The following is a 16,078-nucleotide window of genomic DNA, read 5'->3' as shown; positions in this document are numbered from 1 at the left end:
TTACTGTTTCGCGGCGCTCCGGGCGCGAGCGGCGGTGCGAGCGCGCTCGGCGGCATTCAGGACGACCTTGCGGATGCGCACGGTTTCCGGTGTCACCTCGACGCATTCGTCCTCGCGGCAGAACTCCAGGCTCTGCTCGAGCGACAACTTGCGCGGCGGGAAGATCTTCTCGAAGTTGTCCGCGCTGGAGGCGCGCACGTTGGTGAGCTTCTTCTCCTTGGTGATGTTGACGTCCATGTCGTCGGCGCGGGAGTTCTCACCGACGATCATGCCCTCGTACACCTCCGTGGTCGGCTCGACGAAGAGCACGCCGCGCTCCTGCAGGTTGACCATGGCGTATGACGTCACGGCGCCGGAACGGTCCGCGACGAGCGAGCCGGACAGTCGTGTGGTGATCGTGCCGTGCCAGGGCTCGTAGCCGGAGAAGACGTGGTTGGCGATGCCGGTGCCGCGGGTCTCGGTGAGGAACTCCGTGCGGAAGCCGATCAGCCCGCGCGATGGAACGACGAATTCCATGCGGACCCAACCGGTTCCGTGGTTGGTCATCTGCTCCATGCGCGCCTTGCGAGCGGCCATGATCTGGGTGATGGTGCCGAGGTATTCCTCCGGCGTGTCGATCGTCAGGTGCTCGACCGGCTCGTGCAGCTTGCCGTCGATCTCCTTGGTGACGACCTGCGGCTTGCCGACGGTCAGCTCATAACCTTCGCGGCGCATCTGCTCGACCAGGACGGCCAGCGCGAGCTCGCCGCGGCCCTGCACCTCCCAGGCGTCCGGGCGCTCGGTCGGCAGGATCCGCAGCGACACGTTGCCGATCAGCTCGCGGTCCAGCCGGTCCTTGACCAGCCGGGCGGTCACCTTGGAGCCGCGCACCTTGCCGGCCATCGGTGAGGTGTTGGTGCCGATCGTCATCGAGATCGCCGGCTCGTCAACGGTGATGAGCGGCAACGGGATCGGGTTCTCCGGGTCGGCCAGCGTCTCACCGATGGTGATCTCGGGGATGCCCGCCACCGCGATGATGTCGCCGGGACCCGCCGACTCCGCGGGCTCGCGCTCCAGACCCCGGGTCATGAGCAACTCCGTCACCTTGACGGTCTGTTGCGAGCCGTCATGGCGGCACCAGGCGACCTGCTGGCCCTTCTTGATCCGGCCGTTGTGGACGCGCAGCAGGGCGAGCCGGCCGAGGAAGTTGCTGGAGTCCAGGTTGGTGACGTGCGCCTGCAGCGGCGCCTCGTCGTCATACTGCGGCGCGGGGATGGTCTCCAGGATGGTCTTGAACAGCGGCTCGAGGTCGGAGCCCTCCGGCAGTCCGCCGTTCTCCGGGCGCGTCGTCGAGGCGATACCCGCCTTGGCCGAGGCGTAGACCACCGGGAAGTCGAGCTGGTCGGCGTCGGCGTTGGCGTCCTCGAGCAGGTCCATGAACAGCTCGTAGGTCTCCTCCTCGACCTCCTCGATGCGCGAGTCGGGCCGGTCGACCTTGTTGATGCACAGGATCACCGGCATCTTGGCCGCGAGCGCCTTGCGCAGCACGAACCGCGTCTGCGGCAGCGGACCCTCGCTGGCGTCGACGAGCAGCACCACGCCGTCGACCATCGACAGGCCGCGCTCCACCTCGCCGCCGAAGTCGGCGTGCCCCGGGGTGTCGATGATGTTGATCGTGATCGGGTGGCCGTCGGCCGACGGCCCGTCATACGAGATCGCGGTGTTCTTGGCGAGGATCGTGATGCCCTTCTCACGCTCCAGATCGCCGGTGTCCATGACGCGTTCGCCGGTGGTCTCCACCGTCTGGCGTTCGCTGAAGGCGCCCGTCTGCCAGAGCATCTTGTCGACGAGTGTGGTCTTGCCGTGGTCGACGTGGGCAACGATGGCGACGTTACGGACGTCGCTGCGGGACTTCATGGCCATGGAGTTGTCGAGGCTGCGGCGGCACGGGCCGGCAGACTTCGTCCTTTCTTCGTGCGTCTATGGGATCCCCACCAGTGTCTCAGGGTTTTTCCCGCCGGTTGACCACGCCCCGATCGCGGTGGCGATCCCCTCCGTCGTCGGGTCCCGCCATTCGCCTGCGGTTGTTTGTCGCTCGCTGCGCTCGCTCATGGCAACAAGAGGCCACTGTCGCCGAACTCGTGCCACCGGTACCCCTCCCGCACCGCCGCGTCGTATGCCGCCTGCGCCAACGCCGGCCCGGCCACCGCCTCGACGAGCAGCAGGTGCGACGCGTGCGGGTCGTGCCAGCCGGTGATCAGCCCGTCGACCACCCGCGGCGGTTCGGCCCGGGTGATCACCCGGTCCGTCCGGCCCGCGCGCCCGACCAGGAATCCGTCGCCGGCGACGGATTCCTGGTCGGGCGCGCGGGCTGGGCGGACCGGGTGGTCACCCGGTCCGTCCAGCCCGCGCGCCCGACCATGAATCCGTCGCCGGCGACGGCCGACTCCAGCGCCCGGGTCACCGTGGTGCCGACCGCGACGACCCGGCCGCCGGCCGCACGCGTCGCATTGACCAGCCGCGCGGTCGCGTCCGGCACCTCGAAGCGCTCCGCTTGCGGGCCTTCACCGGCTTCCTGTGACGACACGCCGGTGTGCAGCGTGATCGGCGCGACACCGACGCCGGCGGCGACCAGCCGGGTCACCACCTCGGGCGTGAACGGTCTTCCCGCCGACGGCATCTCGGCACTTCCGGGCACTGTCGCGAATGCGGACTGGTAGTCCGCCAACGGATAGCGCCGGTCCAGGTAGCCGTAGCTGATCGGGCGTCCGTGGACCGCCAGGTGCGCGGCCAGATCACCGTCCACCTCGGCACGCCAGAGGCGGTTGCCGTCCCCGGTCGGCGACGACACGAAGGGGTATGGCGCCCGCAGCGTCACCACGAGCGGGCCGAGCTCGAGGTGATCCCCAACCTTCGCGTCGAGGACCGCACGGGCGGCGTCCGGCGCGGAACGCACCTCGACCACCCACGTTCCGTCCTGTAGTGGCGTCGCGGCGTGCAGGACGACGGCGCCGCGGCCGGCCAGCCGGGCGTCGGCCTGCCACGGCATGGTGGCCGAGTTGTTCACCACGACGAGATCGCCGGCATTGAGGTGCTCCGGCAGGTGCCGAAACGTCGTGTGCTCGATGCCGTCGCGACTGGCGACGAGGAGCCGGACCTCGTCCCGTGCGATTCCGCGGCTCTCGGCCGGAGCGGGTGCGGTCCGCTCCTCCGGTGCCGCGAAGGTGGTCAGCGGTTCGACCGCGAGGACGCTCATGCTGGCACCCCGGCCGGCAGGTCGGCCGCCCGGTAGCGCCCGGACGTCGGGCGCGTCTCCCACAGCCGTCGCAGCGCCGGTATGACGGACGCCGGTTCCGGCCGGTCCGAGATGTCCTCGCCCGCGAAGGCCGCCTGGTGCATCGGCGTGCGCATGTCCCCCGGATCGACGGCATAGGCGTGCAGCGACGGGTTCTCCGCCGCCAAGGTGAGCGTCAGGTGGTCGAGTGCGGCCTTGGCGGCGCCGTAGAGACCCCAGCCCTCGTAGTGCTCGACGGCAGCGTCGGACGAGATCGACAGCAGCACACCGTCGTTCGCCAGGAGGTCGGGCAGCAGTTCAACGGCGAGCCCGAACGGCGCGCCGACGTTCGTGCGCCATACCTCGGGCAGGTCCTCGACCGTGCGCTGCGCGAGCGGCGCCAGCGGGGTCGGCCCCAGGGTGCTGGCGTTGTTGACCAGCAGGTCGAGCCGTCCCTCGGCCCGCACCGCGGCGACGAGCGCGTCGCGGTGCGCGAAGTCGGTCACGTCCCCGGTCATCGCCAGCACACCGGGCAGGTCCCGCGTCGCCGCCGCCAGCAGCTCACCCCGGCGACCGTCGGTGATCACCCGCCAGCCATCGGCGGCCAGTGTGCCGACCAGCTCCTGCCCCAACCCCGAGGATCCGCCCGTGACCAGTGCGACTTTGTTGTCAGGCATCGAATCTCCTTGTTGTTCGGTCAATGCCTGCAATCCTTCAAGTTGAAGTAAGCTTCAAGTCAAGCACTCATTTTGCCGAGAGGCTCAGAAAACCTCGAGAGGCTCAGCAAGATCGCCGTTTTCGCGCTGTGTTTCTGAGCCTCTCGACACCGATCTGAGCCTCTCGGCGAAGTGCACACGAGTGGAGTCACTGAGGAAGGAACGGCCACAGATGGACACGCACGACCTGCTCACCGTCGGAGCCGTCGCCAAGCGCAGCGGTTTCGCCGCATCCGCACTGCGCTACTACGAGGCGCAGGGCCTCATCACCGCGCAGCGCAACTCCGGCGGGCAGCGCCGCTTCGAACGCAGCGTGCTGCGCCGCCTCGCCTTCATCCGGGCAGCGTCCAATGTGGGACTGACCCTCGAGGAGATCCGCGCGGAGCTGGGCCGGCTTCCCGAGGGCCGCACGCCGACCAAGGCCGACTGGCAGCGCATCACCACCCACTGGCGCGGCCGCCTCGACGAGCAGATCGCCGCGCTGGAGCGGCTGCGCGACGGACTCGACTCCTGCATCGGCTGCGGCTGTCTGTCGCTGAAGCGCTGTGCCATCTCCAACCCGTATGACGTGGCGGCCGACGGCCAGGGCGCGCCCGGCGCGGCATACCTCCCTCCCCTGCTCCGCAGGCCACACAAACCGAGCTGACGGGCACGCGAAGAAGCATGATCACATTGCGAGATGGTGACGGTGCGCGTCGAAAGCGTTCGCGAGCTCCGGTGACTGGGTAACGTTCGCAACACCGTTTTCAACCTCGGAAGGGTTATACCCATGCCCGTCACCAAGACCGCAGCAACCGTCGCGCTGCTGGCCGCCTCGGCACTCGCCCTGACCTCGTGCGCCAGTTCCAAGCGCGGCGAGACCGGCAAGTCCGGCAACGGCGCGGCGAACACCAACGCCACCCTCAACTTCGGCGCAGCCGGTGCGCCCGCAACGTTCGATCCCTATTACGCATCCGACGGTGAGACGTTCCGGGTGAGCCGGCAGATCTTCGAGGGTCTGGTCGGCTTCAAGCCCGGCACGGCCGAGGTCGCGCCGCGCCTCGCCACGAGCTGGACGCCGTCCAAGGACGGCAAGACCTGGACCTTCAAGCTGAAGACCGGCGTGAAGTTCACCGACGGCACGCCCTTCAACGCCGACGCCGTCTGCAAGAACTTCAAGCGCATGGACAGCCAGAACAGCGCGGGCCAGACGGCCTCGGAATACTGGCTGACCAACATGGGCGGTTACAACGGCGCCAAGGGCGAGCTCTACCAGGGCTGCACCGGCAAGGACGCGTCGACGGTGGTGCTCAAGATCGCCCGGCCCACCTCGAAGTTCCCGGCGCTGCTCGGCCTGCCGGCGTTCTCCATGCAGTCGCCGACCGCGATGGACAAGTACAACGCCAACGGCATCAAGGCCCAGGGCCAAGGCTTCGTCTACCCGGCCTACGCCAACGGCCACCCGGTCGGCACCGGTCCGATGAAGTTCCAGTCCTACGACAAGACCAACAAGACCGTGACGCTGGTCCGCAACGACGACTACGCCGGCAGCGACAAGGCCACCGTCAAGAAGATCGTCTTCTCGATCATCCCCGACGAGACGGCGCGCAAGCAGGCCCTCGCGTCCGGTCAGATCGACGGTTACGACCTGCCCAACCCGGTCGACTGGCCGTCGCTGAAGCAGAACGACAACCTGGAGATCCGGCCGGCGTTCAACATTCTCTACCTCGGCCTCAACGCCAAGGTCGACCCGGACCTGAAGGACCTGCGGGTGCGGCAGGCGCTCTACTACGCCATCAACCGCGACCAGCTGGTCAAGTCGCAACTGCCCACCGGTGCAAGCGTGGCAACCCAGTTCATGCCCAGCACCGTCGCCGGCTACAACAAGTCGCTGCAGCCCTACAAGTACGACCCGGCCAAGGCCAAGTCGCTGCTCAAGGCGGCCGGCAAGTCCAACCTGAAGATCACCCTCTGGTACCCGACCGAGGTCACCCGGCCCTACATGCCCGCACCGGACAAGATCTTCAACGCGATCAAGTCCGACTGGCAGGCCGTCGGCGTGCAGGTGACGCCGAAGCCGATGCCGTGGGCCGGTGGTTACGTCACCGGCACGCAGAACGGCAACGCCGCGGCATACCTGATGGGTTGGACCGGTGACTACAACACACCGGACAACTTCCTCGGCAGCTTCTTCTCCGACCCGAAGGGTCAGATGACGGTCGGCGCCTACCCGTGGGGCAGCAAGCTGGACGCCGCGCTGGCGGCGGACGACTCGATCGTCGACGAGTCCGCGCGCGCCGCGGCATACGAGAAGCTCAACCAGCAGATCATGGAGAACTACCTCCCCGGCCTGCCGATCTCGAGCTCGCCGCCGGCGATCGTCTTCAGCAAGAAGGTCACCGGCGTCACCCCGAGCCCGTTGACCGACGAGCACCTGTGGACGGCGAAGGTCAGCAAGTAGCCGCCCGCCCGCGTGACCGGCGCCCGCGACTTCGCGCGGCGCCGGTCACCGGCGTTCACCCCCGGTAGGAGCAACCCCTCGTGCTGCGATTCATCGTCCGGCGACTGCTGCAGGCCGTGCTGGTCATGTTCATCGTCTCCATCCTGCTGTTCGCCTGGCTCCGGTCCCTGCCCGGCGGCCCGGTCGACTCACTGCTCGGCGAGCGGGCGACGCCCGCCACCCGTGCCGCCCTCAGCAAGACGCTGGGCCTGGACCAGCCGCTGCCGGTGCAGTACTGGCACTTCCTGAGCAATGCCGCCCACGGCAACTTCGGCACCTCCACGCAAGTGCAGGCCGGCACTGACGCCCTCGACCTGTTCCTGCAGCGGTTGCCCGCGACCGTGGAGTTGTCCTTCTTCGCGATCATCATCGCGCTCGCCACGGCAATCCCGCTCGGCTACTTCGCGGCCAAGCGGCACGGTGGGCTGCTCGACACCGGCTCGGTCGTGCTCTCCCTGGTCGGCGTGGCCGTCCCGGTCTTCTTCCTGGCCTTCGTGCTGAAGTACGTCTTCGCGATCCAGTTGCACTGGCTGCCGGTGGCCGGCCGGCAGAGCCCCGACCTGGACGCGACGCGGATCACCAATTTCTACGTCCTCGACGGGCTGTTGACCCGGGAGTATGACGCGTCGTGGGACGCCATCCTGCACCTCGTGCTGCCGGCGATCGCGCTGGCCTCGATCCCGTTCGCGGTGATCTTCCGGATCACCCGCGCATCGGTGCTGGAGGTGCTCAACGAGGACTACGTGCGCACCGCGGAGTCGAAGGGCCTGTCCAACCGGATCATTCGGGGCCGGCACATCCTGCGCAACGCGCTGCTGCCGGTCGTGACCACCATCGGGCTGCAGGTGGGCGGCCTGCTCACCGGTGCGGTGCTGACCGAGACGGTCTTCGCCTATCCCGGCCTGGGTGACGCATTGGCCCAGGCGTTCAGCCAGCGAGATTACGCCGTCCTGCAAGTCCTGATCACGATGGCGGCGATCGGCTACGTCCTGGTCAATCTGCTCGTCGACATCGCGTATGCCGTCATCGACCCGCGCATCCGGACGAGGTGAGTGCGATGAAACCCATGCAACGCAAGAAGGACCGCATCGACGCGCTCGCCGCAACGACCGGCGACGTCACCGATATCCCGGACGCGGGTCACATCAGCGAGTCCGGCGGGCTGAGCCTGATCGGCAGCGCCTGGCTGCGGCTGCGGCGCAACCCGGTGTTCCTGGTCGGGGCCACCATCACGATCCTGTTCGTCCTCGTCGCGATCTTCGCGCCGCTGATCGCACCGCACAACGGCACGACGAAATACCTGATCTCTCAGGTCACCCCCGACACGCCGATCCCGCCGTCGCAGAACGGCTTCCCGCTCGGCGGCGACGATCAGGGGCGCGACTTCCTGTCGCGGCTCATCCTCGGCTCCCGGCAGACGCTCATCGTGGGCGTGCTCGCGACGCTGGCCGGGCTGACCGGCGGCCTGGTGCTCGGCACCCTCGCCGGCTCACTCGGTGGCTGGGTCGACTCGGTCGTCATGCGCATCGTCGACGTGATGCTCTCGCTGCCGTCGCTGGTGCTGGCCCTGGCTGTGGCAACACTCTTCGGCCGGCCGTCGCAGTGGACCCTGATCATCGCGATCTCGATCGTGCAGGTGCCGATCTTCGCCCGGCTGTTGCGCGGCTCGATGCTCACGCAGCGCGCGAGCGATCACGTGCTCGCGGCGCGGGCGCTCGGGGTCAAACCGTCCGCGATCACCTTCCGGCACATGCTGCCCAACTCCCTCGGCCCCGTGCTGGTGCAGGCGACGCTCGTGCTCGCCACCGCCATCATCGAGGCCGCAGCGCTCAGCTTCCTCGGGCTGGGCAACCCGGACGACTCCTCCGCCGAGTGGGGTCAGATGCTGGGCAAGGCGCAGAACCTCTTCGACATCGCGCCGCACGTGGCCTTCTGGCCGGCCGGCTGCATCGTCGTGGTCGCCTTCGGCTTCACCCTGATGGGCGAGTCCCTGCGCGAAGCTCTCGATCCCCGGAACAGGAGGTGAGCGGGATGACCACCGCGGCACCGGAGAAGACCGAAACCCTTTTGTCCGTGCAGGACCTCGTGGTCGAGTTCGGCATCAAGGGGCAGCAGCCGTTCCGCGCCGTCGACGGCGTGTCGTTCGACGTGCGCCCGGGTCAGACCGTCGGCCTGGTCGGCGAGTCCGGCTGCGGCAAGTCCGTCACGTCGCTGGCCATCATGGGCCTGCTGCCGAAGCGCGGCAACAAGGTCGCCGGGTCGGCGATGTATGACGGCACCGACCTGCTCACCCTGGACGACCGGGAGATGCGCGACCGGCGCGGCCGGGACGTCGCGATGATCTTCCAGGACCCGCTGTCGTCGCTCAACCCAGTGGTGTCCATCGGCATCCAGGTCGCCGAGGTCCTGCAGCGCCACCGCGGGATGAAGAAGGCTGCCGCGCTTGCCGAGTCGCGCGACCTGCTCGACAAGGTCGGCATCCCGGACCCCCATCGCCGACTGAAGGAATATCCGCACCAGCTGTCCGGCGGCATGCGCCAGCGCGCGCTGATCGCCATGGCGTTGGCCTGCAAACCCCGACTGCTCATTGCCGACGAGCCGACGACGGCCCTCGACGTGACGATCCAGGCGCAGATCCTCAACCTGCTCAAGGAGCTGGTGGTCGACTCCGGGACCGCGTTGATCATGATCACCCACGACCTCGGGGTGGTCGCCGGTCTGTGCGACGAGGTCAATGTGCTCTATGGCGGCCGCATCGTCGAAACCGCCTCTCGGCACGAGATCTTCGCCAATCCCCGACACCCCTACACCAACGGCCTGCTCGGCTCGATCCCCCGGCTGGACGGTTCGCGGAGCGAGCAGCTGGCCGCCATACCAGGATCCGTCTCGGACAACATCCCCTGGACGTCGGCGTGTGCCTTCGCTCCCCGCTGCCCGCGCGCCATCGAGGTGTGCCGGAAGGAAACTCCTGTCCTCGAGCAGGACTCAGCGTCTCTGGAGGAGCACTGGTTGCGGTGTCACAACCCGTGGCCGACGGGAGGAGAGCAGTGATGACCGAGCAGACGGTGAGCCCGGGCAAGAAGCCGCCGGTCGCAGCGCATGAGGTGCTGCTCGACGCCCGTGACGTGGAGGTTCATTTCCCGATCAAGCGCGGCGTGATCTTCGACAAGACGGTCGGCTACGTCTACGCGGTCGACGGCATGACGTTGCAGATCCGCCAGGGCGAGACCTACGGCCTGGTGGGCGAATCGGGTTGCGGCAAGTCGACGTTCGGCCGCGCGCTGCTCCGGCTCGAGGAGCCGACCAACGGCACGGTGACCTTCGCCGGCACCGATCTGTCCACGCTCAAGGGCGAGGCGCTGCGCGCCAAACGGCGCGACATGCAGATGGTCTTCCAGGATCCCCTGGCGAGTCTCGACCCCCGGCAGACCGTCGAGTCGCTGCTGCTGGAAGGCATGCACGCGCACGGTCTGACCAAGGACAAGCAGGCCGCGGGCGCTCGGCTGCGCGAGCTGCTGTCCGCCGTCGGACTGCCTGCGGCGGCGTTGCGCAAATACCCGCACGAGTTCTCCGGTGGTCAGCGACAGCGGATCGGCATCGCCCGCGCCCTGTCGGTCGACCCGCAGCTGATCGTGGCGGACGAGCCGGTCAGCGCCCTCGACGTGTCGGTGCAGGCCCAGGTCATCAACCTCCTGGAAGACATCCAGGAGCAGTTCGGGCTCACCTACCTGGTGATCGCGCACGACCTCGCCGTCGTCCGGCACATCAGCGACCGGGTGGGCGTCATGTATCTGGGTTCCCTTGTCGAGGAAGCGGATTCGGACGAGCTCTATGCGACGCCGCTGCATCCCTACACGCGGGCGCTGATGTCGGCCGTGCCGATCCCGGACCCAGTCGTCGAGGATCGGCGCGAGCAGATCATCCTGGCCGGTGACCTGCCTTCCCCCGCTAATCCGCCGAGCGGCTGCCGCTTCCACACCCGATGCCCCTGGCGTCAGGAAGAACGCTGCGACACCGAACGCCCGCAGCTGCGGGTGGTGCAGATCGACGGCGTCCCCGCGTCCCACCGCGTCGCCTGCCACTATGCCGAACAGATCCAGTCCGGCGAGATCGAGCGGCACGAAGTGGACGCCACCGCCGTCGACCCGGCGGCGATCCTGGACGCCCCGACGGTCAACACCCAGGAGAACGCCGGCGGGCAGCCCTTCTCCACGCCCTGACCGTGAGAGCCGGCTTGTCCGGGGGGTAATAGCAGCCTTGCCTGCGTGGACAAGGGAGACCGATCGCGGCAGGCTGCTGCCCATGAGCAGGTTACTGACGGACGAGGAGATCACCCGGCAACTCGAGGCGCTGCACGGCTGGTCGCGTGAGGGTGACGAGCTGCAGGCGACATACAAGGCAAAGACGTTCGCCGAGGGCATCGAGTTCGTACGGCTGGTCGCGGCCGACGCCGACCACATGAACCACCACCCGGACATCCGGATCTCCTACACGACCATCGCCTGGTCGCTCTCGACGCACAGCGAGGGAGGCATCACCCAGCTGGACATCGAGCTGGCGCACCGCATCGTCGAGGCCGGCGAGCAGACCGGTGCTCAGGTGAACGCGTGACGTCAGCGATCGACCCGCACGAGGGCGAGCAGCACGACGAGACCCTCACCGGTCGACTGAACTGGTTGCGCGCCGGGGTGCTCGGCGCCAACGACGGCATCGTGAGCGTGGCGGGGATCGTGGCCGGTGTCGCCGGTGCCACCACCGGTCGCAACGCCATCGCCATCGCGGGCATCGCCGGCCTCGTCGCAGGCGCCTTGTCAATGGCCGCAGGTGAATACGTCTCGGTCAGCACCCAGCGCGACAGTGAACGCGCCATGCTCCACAAGGAGAAGCGCGAGCTGCACGAGCTGCCGGAGGAGGAGCTCGAGGAGCTGACCCAGATCTACCAGTCGAAGGGCTTACGACGGGAGCTCGCAGCGCAGGTCGCCGAGGAACTCACCGCCCACGATGCACTTGCAGCGCACGCCGACGCGGAGCTGGGCATCGACCCCGATGACCTGACCAATCCGTGGGAGGCGGCCGGAGCGTCCTTCCTGTCCTTCACCGTGGGCGCCCTGATCCCGCTCATCGCGATCCTGCTGCCGCCGCCCCATTTTCGTGTGCCGGTCTGCTTCGTGGCGGTCGCCGTCGCGCTGGTGCTCACCGGCGCGGTGAGCGCGCGTCTGGGTGCAGCGCCCGCGCGGCCGGCCGTCATACGCAACGTGCTCGGGGGGCTGCTGGCCATGGCGATCACCTATGGCGTCGGCACGCTCGTCGGCACGGCCGTATGACGGGCGTGCTCGATCGCTGAGGCCCCGGCTCAGCCGGCGCTCTCCAGCTCCGCAATGTCCTGCTCGGACAAGGAAACCGAACCGGCGGCGAGGTTCTCCTCCAGATGGCGCAGGGACGATGTGCCCGGGATCAGCAGGACGTTGCCGGAGCGCTGCAGCAGCCAGGCCAGGCCCACCTGGGCCGGAGTAGCGCCCACACGCTGTGCCACTCGTTGCACCACGTCGGAGTCGGTGACCTTCGGCATCTCCGGGAACGCCGAGCCCAGCGGGAAGAACGGCACGTAGGCGATGTTCCGGTCCGCGCACAGCTGCAGCGTCGCGTCGTCGTCCCGGTGGAGGAGGTTGTACGCGTTCTGCACACACACCGCACCGGCCTCGACGGCCGTGCGAGCCTCCTCGGTGGTCACGTTGCTCACGCCGAACGCCTCGATCAGCCCGTCCGCGACCAGCTCGTGCATAGCGGTCAACTGGTCCTCCAACGGACAGAAGTCGGCGTCGCCGATCTCCTCGCGCGGCAGCACCCGCAGGTTGACGACCGGCAGCCGCTCCACCTCGAGCGCCTGCAGGTTCTGCGCCACCTGGTCCTTCAGCTGTTCCGGTTGCTGAGCGGGCAGCCAGCCGCCGGCCTCGTCGCGCCGCGCGCCGATCTTGGAGACCAGCACCAGGTCGTCGGCGTAGGGATGCAGCGCTTCGCGGATCAGCTCGTTCGACACGCCGGGGCCGTAGAACTGTGCGGTATCAATGTGATTCACGCCCAGCTCGACGGCGCGGCGAAGCACCGCGAGCGCCTCGGCGTGATCGCGCGGCGGACCCATCACGCCCGGGCCGGGCAGCTGCATCGCGCCGAAGCCGATGCGACGTACGGAATGACCGGCCAGCGGGAAGCTCTCGTTCGTCATACCCTCAGCTCAGCACATGACCGGCCGCCCGGCGACACCGGCCGCGCCCCGGATGGCCCGCCGGGCACGCGCGTCAGGAGGTCGCGTTGCTGGCCTTGCCACGCACCTCGTCGTGCGTCACGAACCCGCCTGCTTTCGCCCTACCTGCCTTGGTCACCCAGACGGCGGGTAAGAAGCTCCGAGTGACCGATCGAGGGTTGTGATCTGGGCCACCCTCTGCCATAGTGCAGTTAATCGATTTACAAGGAGCAACCATGGTGGTCCGGCTGCGCGACGTCGCTGCGGCGGCGGGCGTCAGTGACGCCACGGTCTCCTTGGCGCTCGCCGGCAACCCGCGCATCTCGTCGGCGACCGCGGCGCGGGTGATCGCGGTCGCCAACGAGCTCGGCTATCGGCCCAACTCGGCGGCACGCGCCCTTCGCACCGAGTCCACCCGCAACCTGGGGCTGATCGTCAGCGATGTCGCCAACCCGTTCTTCGCCGAACTCGCCGGAGCCATCGAGCGGCAGGCCGCACACGAGGGCTACTCGGTGATCCTCTGCAACTCCGACGAGGACGCCGGGCGACAGGACGAATACCTCCTCAACCTGCTCGCCGGCAGTCAGGTGGACGGTGTGCTGCTGGTTCCGACCTCGTCGACGACACCGGGTCTCAAAGCAGTCGCCGGGTCCGGCGCCAAGGTCGTCCTGCTCGACCGCCCGATCACGGTCACCGGCAACAGCGCGGCAACGGCCGGTCTGCGCGCATTACCTTCTGTCAGCAGCGATTCCCAGCAGGCACTGGCTGACGCAGCACAACTGCTCAGCACTCTCGGCCATCGGCGCGTCGGCGTCGTCGCACCACCGCTGGACACACCACTGGGGCGGGTCCGCCGCAAGCAGATCCGCGACGCACTCATCGATGCCGGCATCCGCAGCCGAGACATCTTCGTCGAGGAGGGCGACTTCCGCCAGGACAGCGGCTTCCGGGCCACGACCAGCCTCCTGGAGAAGCGCCGGCCGACCGCGATCATCGCCGCCGACGGACCGATGGGCGTCGGGGCGCTCAAGGCGCTGCGCGCACATGGGTTGCGCGTCCCGCACGACATGTCACTGATCTGCTTCGACGACGCGCCCTGGTTCGACCTGTTCGACCCGCCGCTGACCGCCATCGCCCAGCCGATCGACGCTCTGGCCCGCGCCGCCGTGGCGACGATCCTCGCGCTGCTGCACGGTGAGGCGCCGGGCCGGCCACAAGACAGACACCCGTCGTGCAGCTTCATCCGCCGATCGTCCTGCGGCGTCCCCGCCGAATCGCGCTGAGCCCGCACCTTCCTTCCCAGCCCGTCCAGAACAAGTCAACGGAGAGTCCAGATATGAGAACACAATTCAAATCCACAGCGGTTGCCGTCGTCATCGGCGGCCTCACTCTCACCAGCCTCGCGGCGTGCGGCCGCGGTGGCTCCGATACTGCTAAATCGTCTAACTCGTCCGCGAAGGCCAAGATCGCCATCGTCACCCGCGACTTCTCCAACCCCTACTGGGCGGCGCTACGTGACGGGGCGATTGCCGAGGGCAAGGCGCAGGGTGTCACCGTCACCGTCAAAGCCGGTTCCAACGAAACGGATTCGCAAGGCGAGAACGCGCAGCTCCAGACCCTGGCCGGTCAGGACTACAACTGTTTCGGTGTCGTGCCGGTCAACGCCACCAACGTCATCACCCCACTCGTGCCAGTCGCACGCAAGAAGATCCCGATCCTCGATCTGGACACCCAGATCGACCCGACGGCGTCCAAGAAGGCGGGCGTGTCCTATGCCTCTTTCATCGGTTCGGACAACCTGTCCGCCGGTGAGCAAGCGGGCACTCAGTTGCTGAAGGCGCTCGGTGGCAAGGGCGACGTGGCGGTGCTGCAGGGCATCGCCGGTGAGCAGAACGGGATCAACCGGCTGACCGGCTTCAAGAAGGTCACCGCCGGCAAGCTGAAGATCGTCGCGTCCCAGCCCGCCAACTACGACCAGAACCTGGGCCTCACCGTGACAACCGCGATGCTGCAAGCACACCCGAACATCACCGGCATCTTCGCCGCCAACGACACGATGGGCCTCGGCGCCGCGCAGGCCGTGAAGAACGCCGGCAAGCAGGGCAAGGTCAAGATCATCTCGGTGGACGGCATCCAGGCGATGCTCAAGTCGGTCAAGACCGGGGCGAACACCGGCACCATCACGCAATACCCGTATGCCGAGGGCCAGATGGCCGTGCAGGCGTGCATTGCGAAGGTCGCCGGAAAGTCCATCCCGAGCCGGGTCGTCGCCCCGATCGCCTACATCGACTCCGCCAATGTCGCCAAAGCGATCAGCAACTTCCCGAAGCCGTTCGGTCCCTTCGACGACCCGTTCGGCACCCCGAAATCCAGCAAGTGACCACTGTTTCCAGCAACTGTAGGTGAACCCATGACCGTGCAAGCCGCAGCAGAGGCGCAGGCACCGCCGGCGCTGCACCGGGGCGCGGGCGAGACGATCGCCCGGCATGCCGCGCCCATCGCCCTGGTCGCACTCTTCGTCGTCTTCTTCATCGCCACGCCGAAGTTCCTGACCACGAGCAACATGACTGCGTTGTTCATCTCCGCCGCGATCCTGGTGGTGCTGTCAATGGGTCAGCAACTGGTCATCACGGTGGCCGGCATCGACCTGTCCGTCGGGTCGAACCTGCCCTGGGCTGCCACAGTGATCGGTTGGACCTGGTCGCACGGCTGGGGCACGCCGGCCGCGATCGCGGCCGGCATCGTCGCCGGCCTGCTCGTCGGCATCGTCAACGGCGTGCTGGTGGCCCAGCTGAAGATGGCGGACTTCATCGTGACGCTGGGCTCGCTCTCGGTGGTGAGCGGCTTGACCCTGCTCATCACCAGTGGCAACCAGACTGCGGTGTCCTCCGGCTTCCTGCAGGGCCTGGCGCTGGACGGCATCGGGCCGATCCGGTGGTTCTGGCTGGTCGGCGTGATCGTGGCCGCGCTCACGGCATACCTGCTGTTCCGAACCCGCACTGGCACCTATCTGCTCAGCACCGGCGGCAACCTGGACGCCGCTCGCGACGTCGGGATCCCGGTCAACCGGATCCGGCTGCTGGCGTATGCCGCGTCCGGTCTGGCCTGCGGGATCGCCGGTGTGCTCTTCGTGTCCAACAACGGCGGCTCGGACCCCACGATGCAGACCAATCTGCTGCTCAGCTCCATCGCCGCAGTCGTCCTGGGCGGCTCCAGCCTGGCGGGCGGCCGGGCGTCCGTGCTCGGCGCGGCCGCGGGGGCGGTGCTCTTGCAGACGCTGCTCAACGGGTTCACGCTGCTGAACATCTCGCAGTACTACCAGCCGATCGCGGTCGGCATCGTGGTGCTCGGGGCCGCCTTCCTCTCCCGCTTCCAGCGATAGGACCGAC

At 68.0% G+C, this 16,078-nt stretch carries 16 protein-coding genes; 11 read left to right on the top strand and 5 right to left on the bottom strand.

Annotated features, from left to right (window positions below; all coding sequences use genetic code 11):
* The 4 genes from typA to ACN8HC_RS12945 form a co-directional block, all read right to left on the bottom strand.
* Positions 1-1,902: a translational GTPase TypA gene (gene typA / locus ACN8HC_RS12960; protein WP_490075248.1), complete on the bottom strand. Its 1,902-nt coding sequence runs from the start codon at positions 1,900-1,902 to the stop codon at positions 1-3.
* Positions 1,903-2,087: 185 nt separating this feature from the next.
* Entirely contained in the window at positions 2,088-2,279 is a 192-nt protein-coding gene (locus ACN8HC_RS12955) for an S-adenosylmethionine:tRNA ribosyltransferase-isomerase (RefSeq protein WP_490075247.1), read from the bottom strand.
* Positions 2,276-3,235 carry an S-adenosylmethionine:tRNA ribosyltransferase-isomerase gene (locus tag ACN8HC_RS12950; RefSeq protein WP_490075246.1) on the bottom strand — a complete coding sequence of 320 codons (960 nt, stop codon included), beginning with the start codon at positions 3,233-3,235 and terminating at the stop codon, positions 2,276-2,278. The genes ACN8HC_RS12955 and ACN8HC_RS12950 overlap by 4 nt, the downstream gene beginning before the upstream one ends.
* Positions 3,232-3,930: an SDR family NAD(P)-dependent oxidoreductase gene (locus ACN8HC_RS12945; protein ID WP_490075245.1), complete on the bottom strand. Its 699-nt coding sequence runs from the start codon at positions 3,928-3,930 to the stop codon at positions 3,232-3,234. The genes ACN8HC_RS12950 and ACN8HC_RS12945 overlap by 4 nt, the downstream gene beginning before the upstream one ends.
* 211 nt (positions 3,931-4,141) lie before the next feature.
* Between ACN8HC_RS12945 and soxR the strand changes: the two genes are divergently transcribed.
* The 8 genes from soxR (at position 4,142) to ACN8HC_RS12905 (ending at position 11,772) form a co-directional block, all read left to right on the top strand.
* Entirely contained in the window at positions 4,142-4,615 is a 474-nt protein-coding gene (gene soxR / locus ACN8HC_RS12940; protein ID WP_490075244.1) for a redox-sensitive transcriptional activator SoxR, read from the top strand.
* 123 nt (positions 4,616-4,738) lie between these two features.
* Positions 4,739-6,409: an ABC transporter substrate-binding protein gene (locus tag ACN8HC_RS12935; RefSeq protein ID WP_490075243.1), complete on the top strand. Its 1,671-nt coding sequence runs from the start codon at positions 4,739-4,741 to the stop codon at positions 6,407-6,409.
* An 80-nt stretch (positions 6,410-6,489) separates the two neighbouring features.
* Positions 6,490-7,500, top strand: a complete 1,011-nt coding sequence (locus ACN8HC_RS12930) for an ABC transporter permease (RefSeq protein WP_490075242.1) — start codon at positions 6,490-6,492, stop codon at positions 7,498-7,500.
* A gap of 5 nt (positions 7,501-7,505) precedes the next feature.
* Positions 7,506-8,474 (top strand): ABC transporter permease, encoded by a 969-nt coding sequence (locus ACN8HC_RS12925; RefSeq protein WP_490075241.1) that lies wholly within the window; start codon positions 7,506-7,508, stop codon positions 8,472-8,474.
* 5 nt (positions 8,475-8,479) lie between these two features.
* A complete protein-coding gene (locus ACN8HC_RS12920) occupies positions 8,480-9,499 on the top strand; it encodes an ABC transporter ATP-binding protein (protein ID WP_490075240.1) in 1,020 nt (339 codons plus the stop codon).
* Positions 9,499-10,668, top strand: a complete 1,170-nt coding sequence (locus tag ACN8HC_RS12915) for an ABC transporter ATP-binding protein (RefSeq protein ID WP_490075239.1) — start codon at positions 9,499-9,501, stop codon at positions 10,666-10,668. The genes ACN8HC_RS12920 and ACN8HC_RS12915 overlap by 1 nt, the downstream gene beginning before the upstream one ends.
* An 82-nt stretch (positions 10,669-10,750) precedes the next feature.
* On the top strand, positions 10,751-11,059 hold the full coding sequence (locus ACN8HC_RS12910; RefSeq protein ID WP_490075238.1) for a 4a-hydroxytetrahydrobiopterin dehydratase: 309 nt from the start codon (positions 10,751-10,753) through the stop codon (positions 11,057-11,059).
* Positions 11,056-11,772, top strand: coding sequence for a VIT1/CCC1 transporter family protein (locus ACN8HC_RS12905; protein ID WP_490075237.1), 717 nt, complete (start codon positions 11,056-11,058; stop codon positions 11,770-11,772). Before ACN8HC_RS12910 ends, ACN8HC_RS12905 begins: the two co-directional genes overlap by 4 nt.
* A gap of 29 nt (positions 11,773-11,801) precedes the next feature.
* Here the strand turns inward: ACN8HC_RS12905 and ACN8HC_RS12900 are convergent, their stop codons facing one another.
* Positions 11,802-12,671 carry an oxidoreductase gene (locus ACN8HC_RS12900; RefSeq protein ID WP_490075236.1) on the bottom strand — a complete coding sequence of 290 codons (870 nt, stop codon included), beginning with the start codon at positions 12,669-12,671 and terminating at the stop codon, positions 11,802-11,804.
* A gap of 254 nt (positions 12,672-12,925) precedes the next feature.
* Here ACN8HC_RS12900 and ACN8HC_RS12895 point away from each other — a divergent pair, with 254 nt between their 5' ends.
* The 3 genes from ACN8HC_RS12895 to ACN8HC_RS12885 are packed head-to-tail and all read left to right on the top strand — an operon-like array spanning position 12,926 to position 16,071.
* Positions 12,926-13,972 (top strand): LacI family DNA-binding transcriptional regulator, encoded by a 1,047-nt coding sequence (locus ACN8HC_RS12895; RefSeq protein ID WP_490075235.1) that lies wholly within the window; start codon positions 12,926-12,928, stop codon positions 13,970-13,972.
* Between the two features lie 53 nt (positions 13,973-14,025).
* Positions 14,026-15,069, top strand: coding sequence for a sugar ABC transporter substrate-binding protein (locus ACN8HC_RS12890; RefSeq protein WP_490075234.1), 1,044 nt, complete (start codon positions 14,026-14,028; stop codon positions 15,067-15,069).
* A 30-nt stretch (positions 15,070-15,099) separates the two neighbouring features.
* On the top strand, positions 15,100-16,071 hold the full coding sequence (locus ACN8HC_RS12885; protein ID WP_490075233.1) for an ABC transporter permease: 972 nt from the start codon (positions 15,100-15,102) through the stop codon (positions 16,069-16,071).
* The last annotated feature ends 7 nt before the right edge of the window (positions 16,072-16,078 follow it).

This window comes from Flexivirga sp. YIM B11880 (assembly GCF_058148645.1).
This window is presented reverse-complemented; position numbering and strand designations above follow the sequence as displayed.

Excerpts from the sequence above, each read along its gene's own strand:
- ACN8HC_RS12885 (WP_490075233.1), top strand. The coding sequence starts at position 15,100 with ATGACCGTGCAAGCCGCAGCAGAGGCGCAGGCACCGCCGGCGCTGCAC.
- soxR (WP_490075244.1), top strand. The coding sequence starts at position 4,142 with ATGGACACGCACGACCTGCTCACCGTCGGAGCCGTCGCCAAGCGCAGC.
- ACN8HC_RS12925 (WP_490075241.1), top strand. The coding sequence starts at position 7,506 with ATGAAACCCATGCAACGCAAGAAGGACCGCATCGACGCGCTCGCCGCA.
- ACN8HC_RS12935 (WP_490075243.1), top strand. The coding sequence starts at position 4,739 with ATGCCCGTCACCAAGACCGCAGCAACCGTCGCGCTGCTGGCCGCCTCG.
- typA (WP_490075248.1), bottom strand. The coding sequence starts at position 1,902 with ATGGCCATGAAGTCCCGCAGCGACGTCCGTAACGTCGCCATCGTTGCC.
- ACN8HC_RS12920 (WP_490075240.1), top strand. The coding sequence starts at position 8,480 with ATGACCACCGCGGCACCGGAGAAGACCGAAACCCTTTTGTCCGTGCAG.
- ACN8HC_RS12890 (WP_490075234.1), top strand. The coding sequence starts at position 14,026 with ATGAGAACACAATTCAAATCCACAGCGGTTGCCGTCGTCATCGGCGGC.
- ACN8HC_RS12910 (WP_490075238.1), top strand. The coding sequence starts at position 10,751 with ATGAGCAGGTTACTGACGGACGAGGAGATCACCCGGCAACTCGAGGCG.
- ACN8HC_RS12900 (WP_490075236.1), bottom strand. The coding sequence starts at position 12,671 with ATGACGAACGAGAGCTTCCCGCTGGCCGGTCATTCCGTACGTCGCATC.
- ACN8HC_RS12915 (WP_490075239.1), top strand. The coding sequence starts at position 9,499 with ATGACCGAGCAGACGGTGAGCCCGGGCAAGAAGCCGCCGGTCGCAGCG.
- ACN8HC_RS12895 (WP_490075235.1), top strand. The coding sequence starts at position 12,926 with ATGGTGGTCCGGCTGCGCGACGTCGCTGCGGCGGCGGGCGTCAGTGAC.
- ACN8HC_RS12945 (WP_490075245.1), bottom strand. The coding sequence starts at position 3,930 with ATGCCTGACAACAAAGTCGCACTGGTCACGGGCGGATCCTCGGGGTTG.
- ACN8HC_RS12950 (WP_490075246.1), bottom strand. The coding sequence starts at position 3,235 with ATGAGCGTCCTCGCGGTCGAACCGCTGACCACCTTCGCGGCACCGGAG.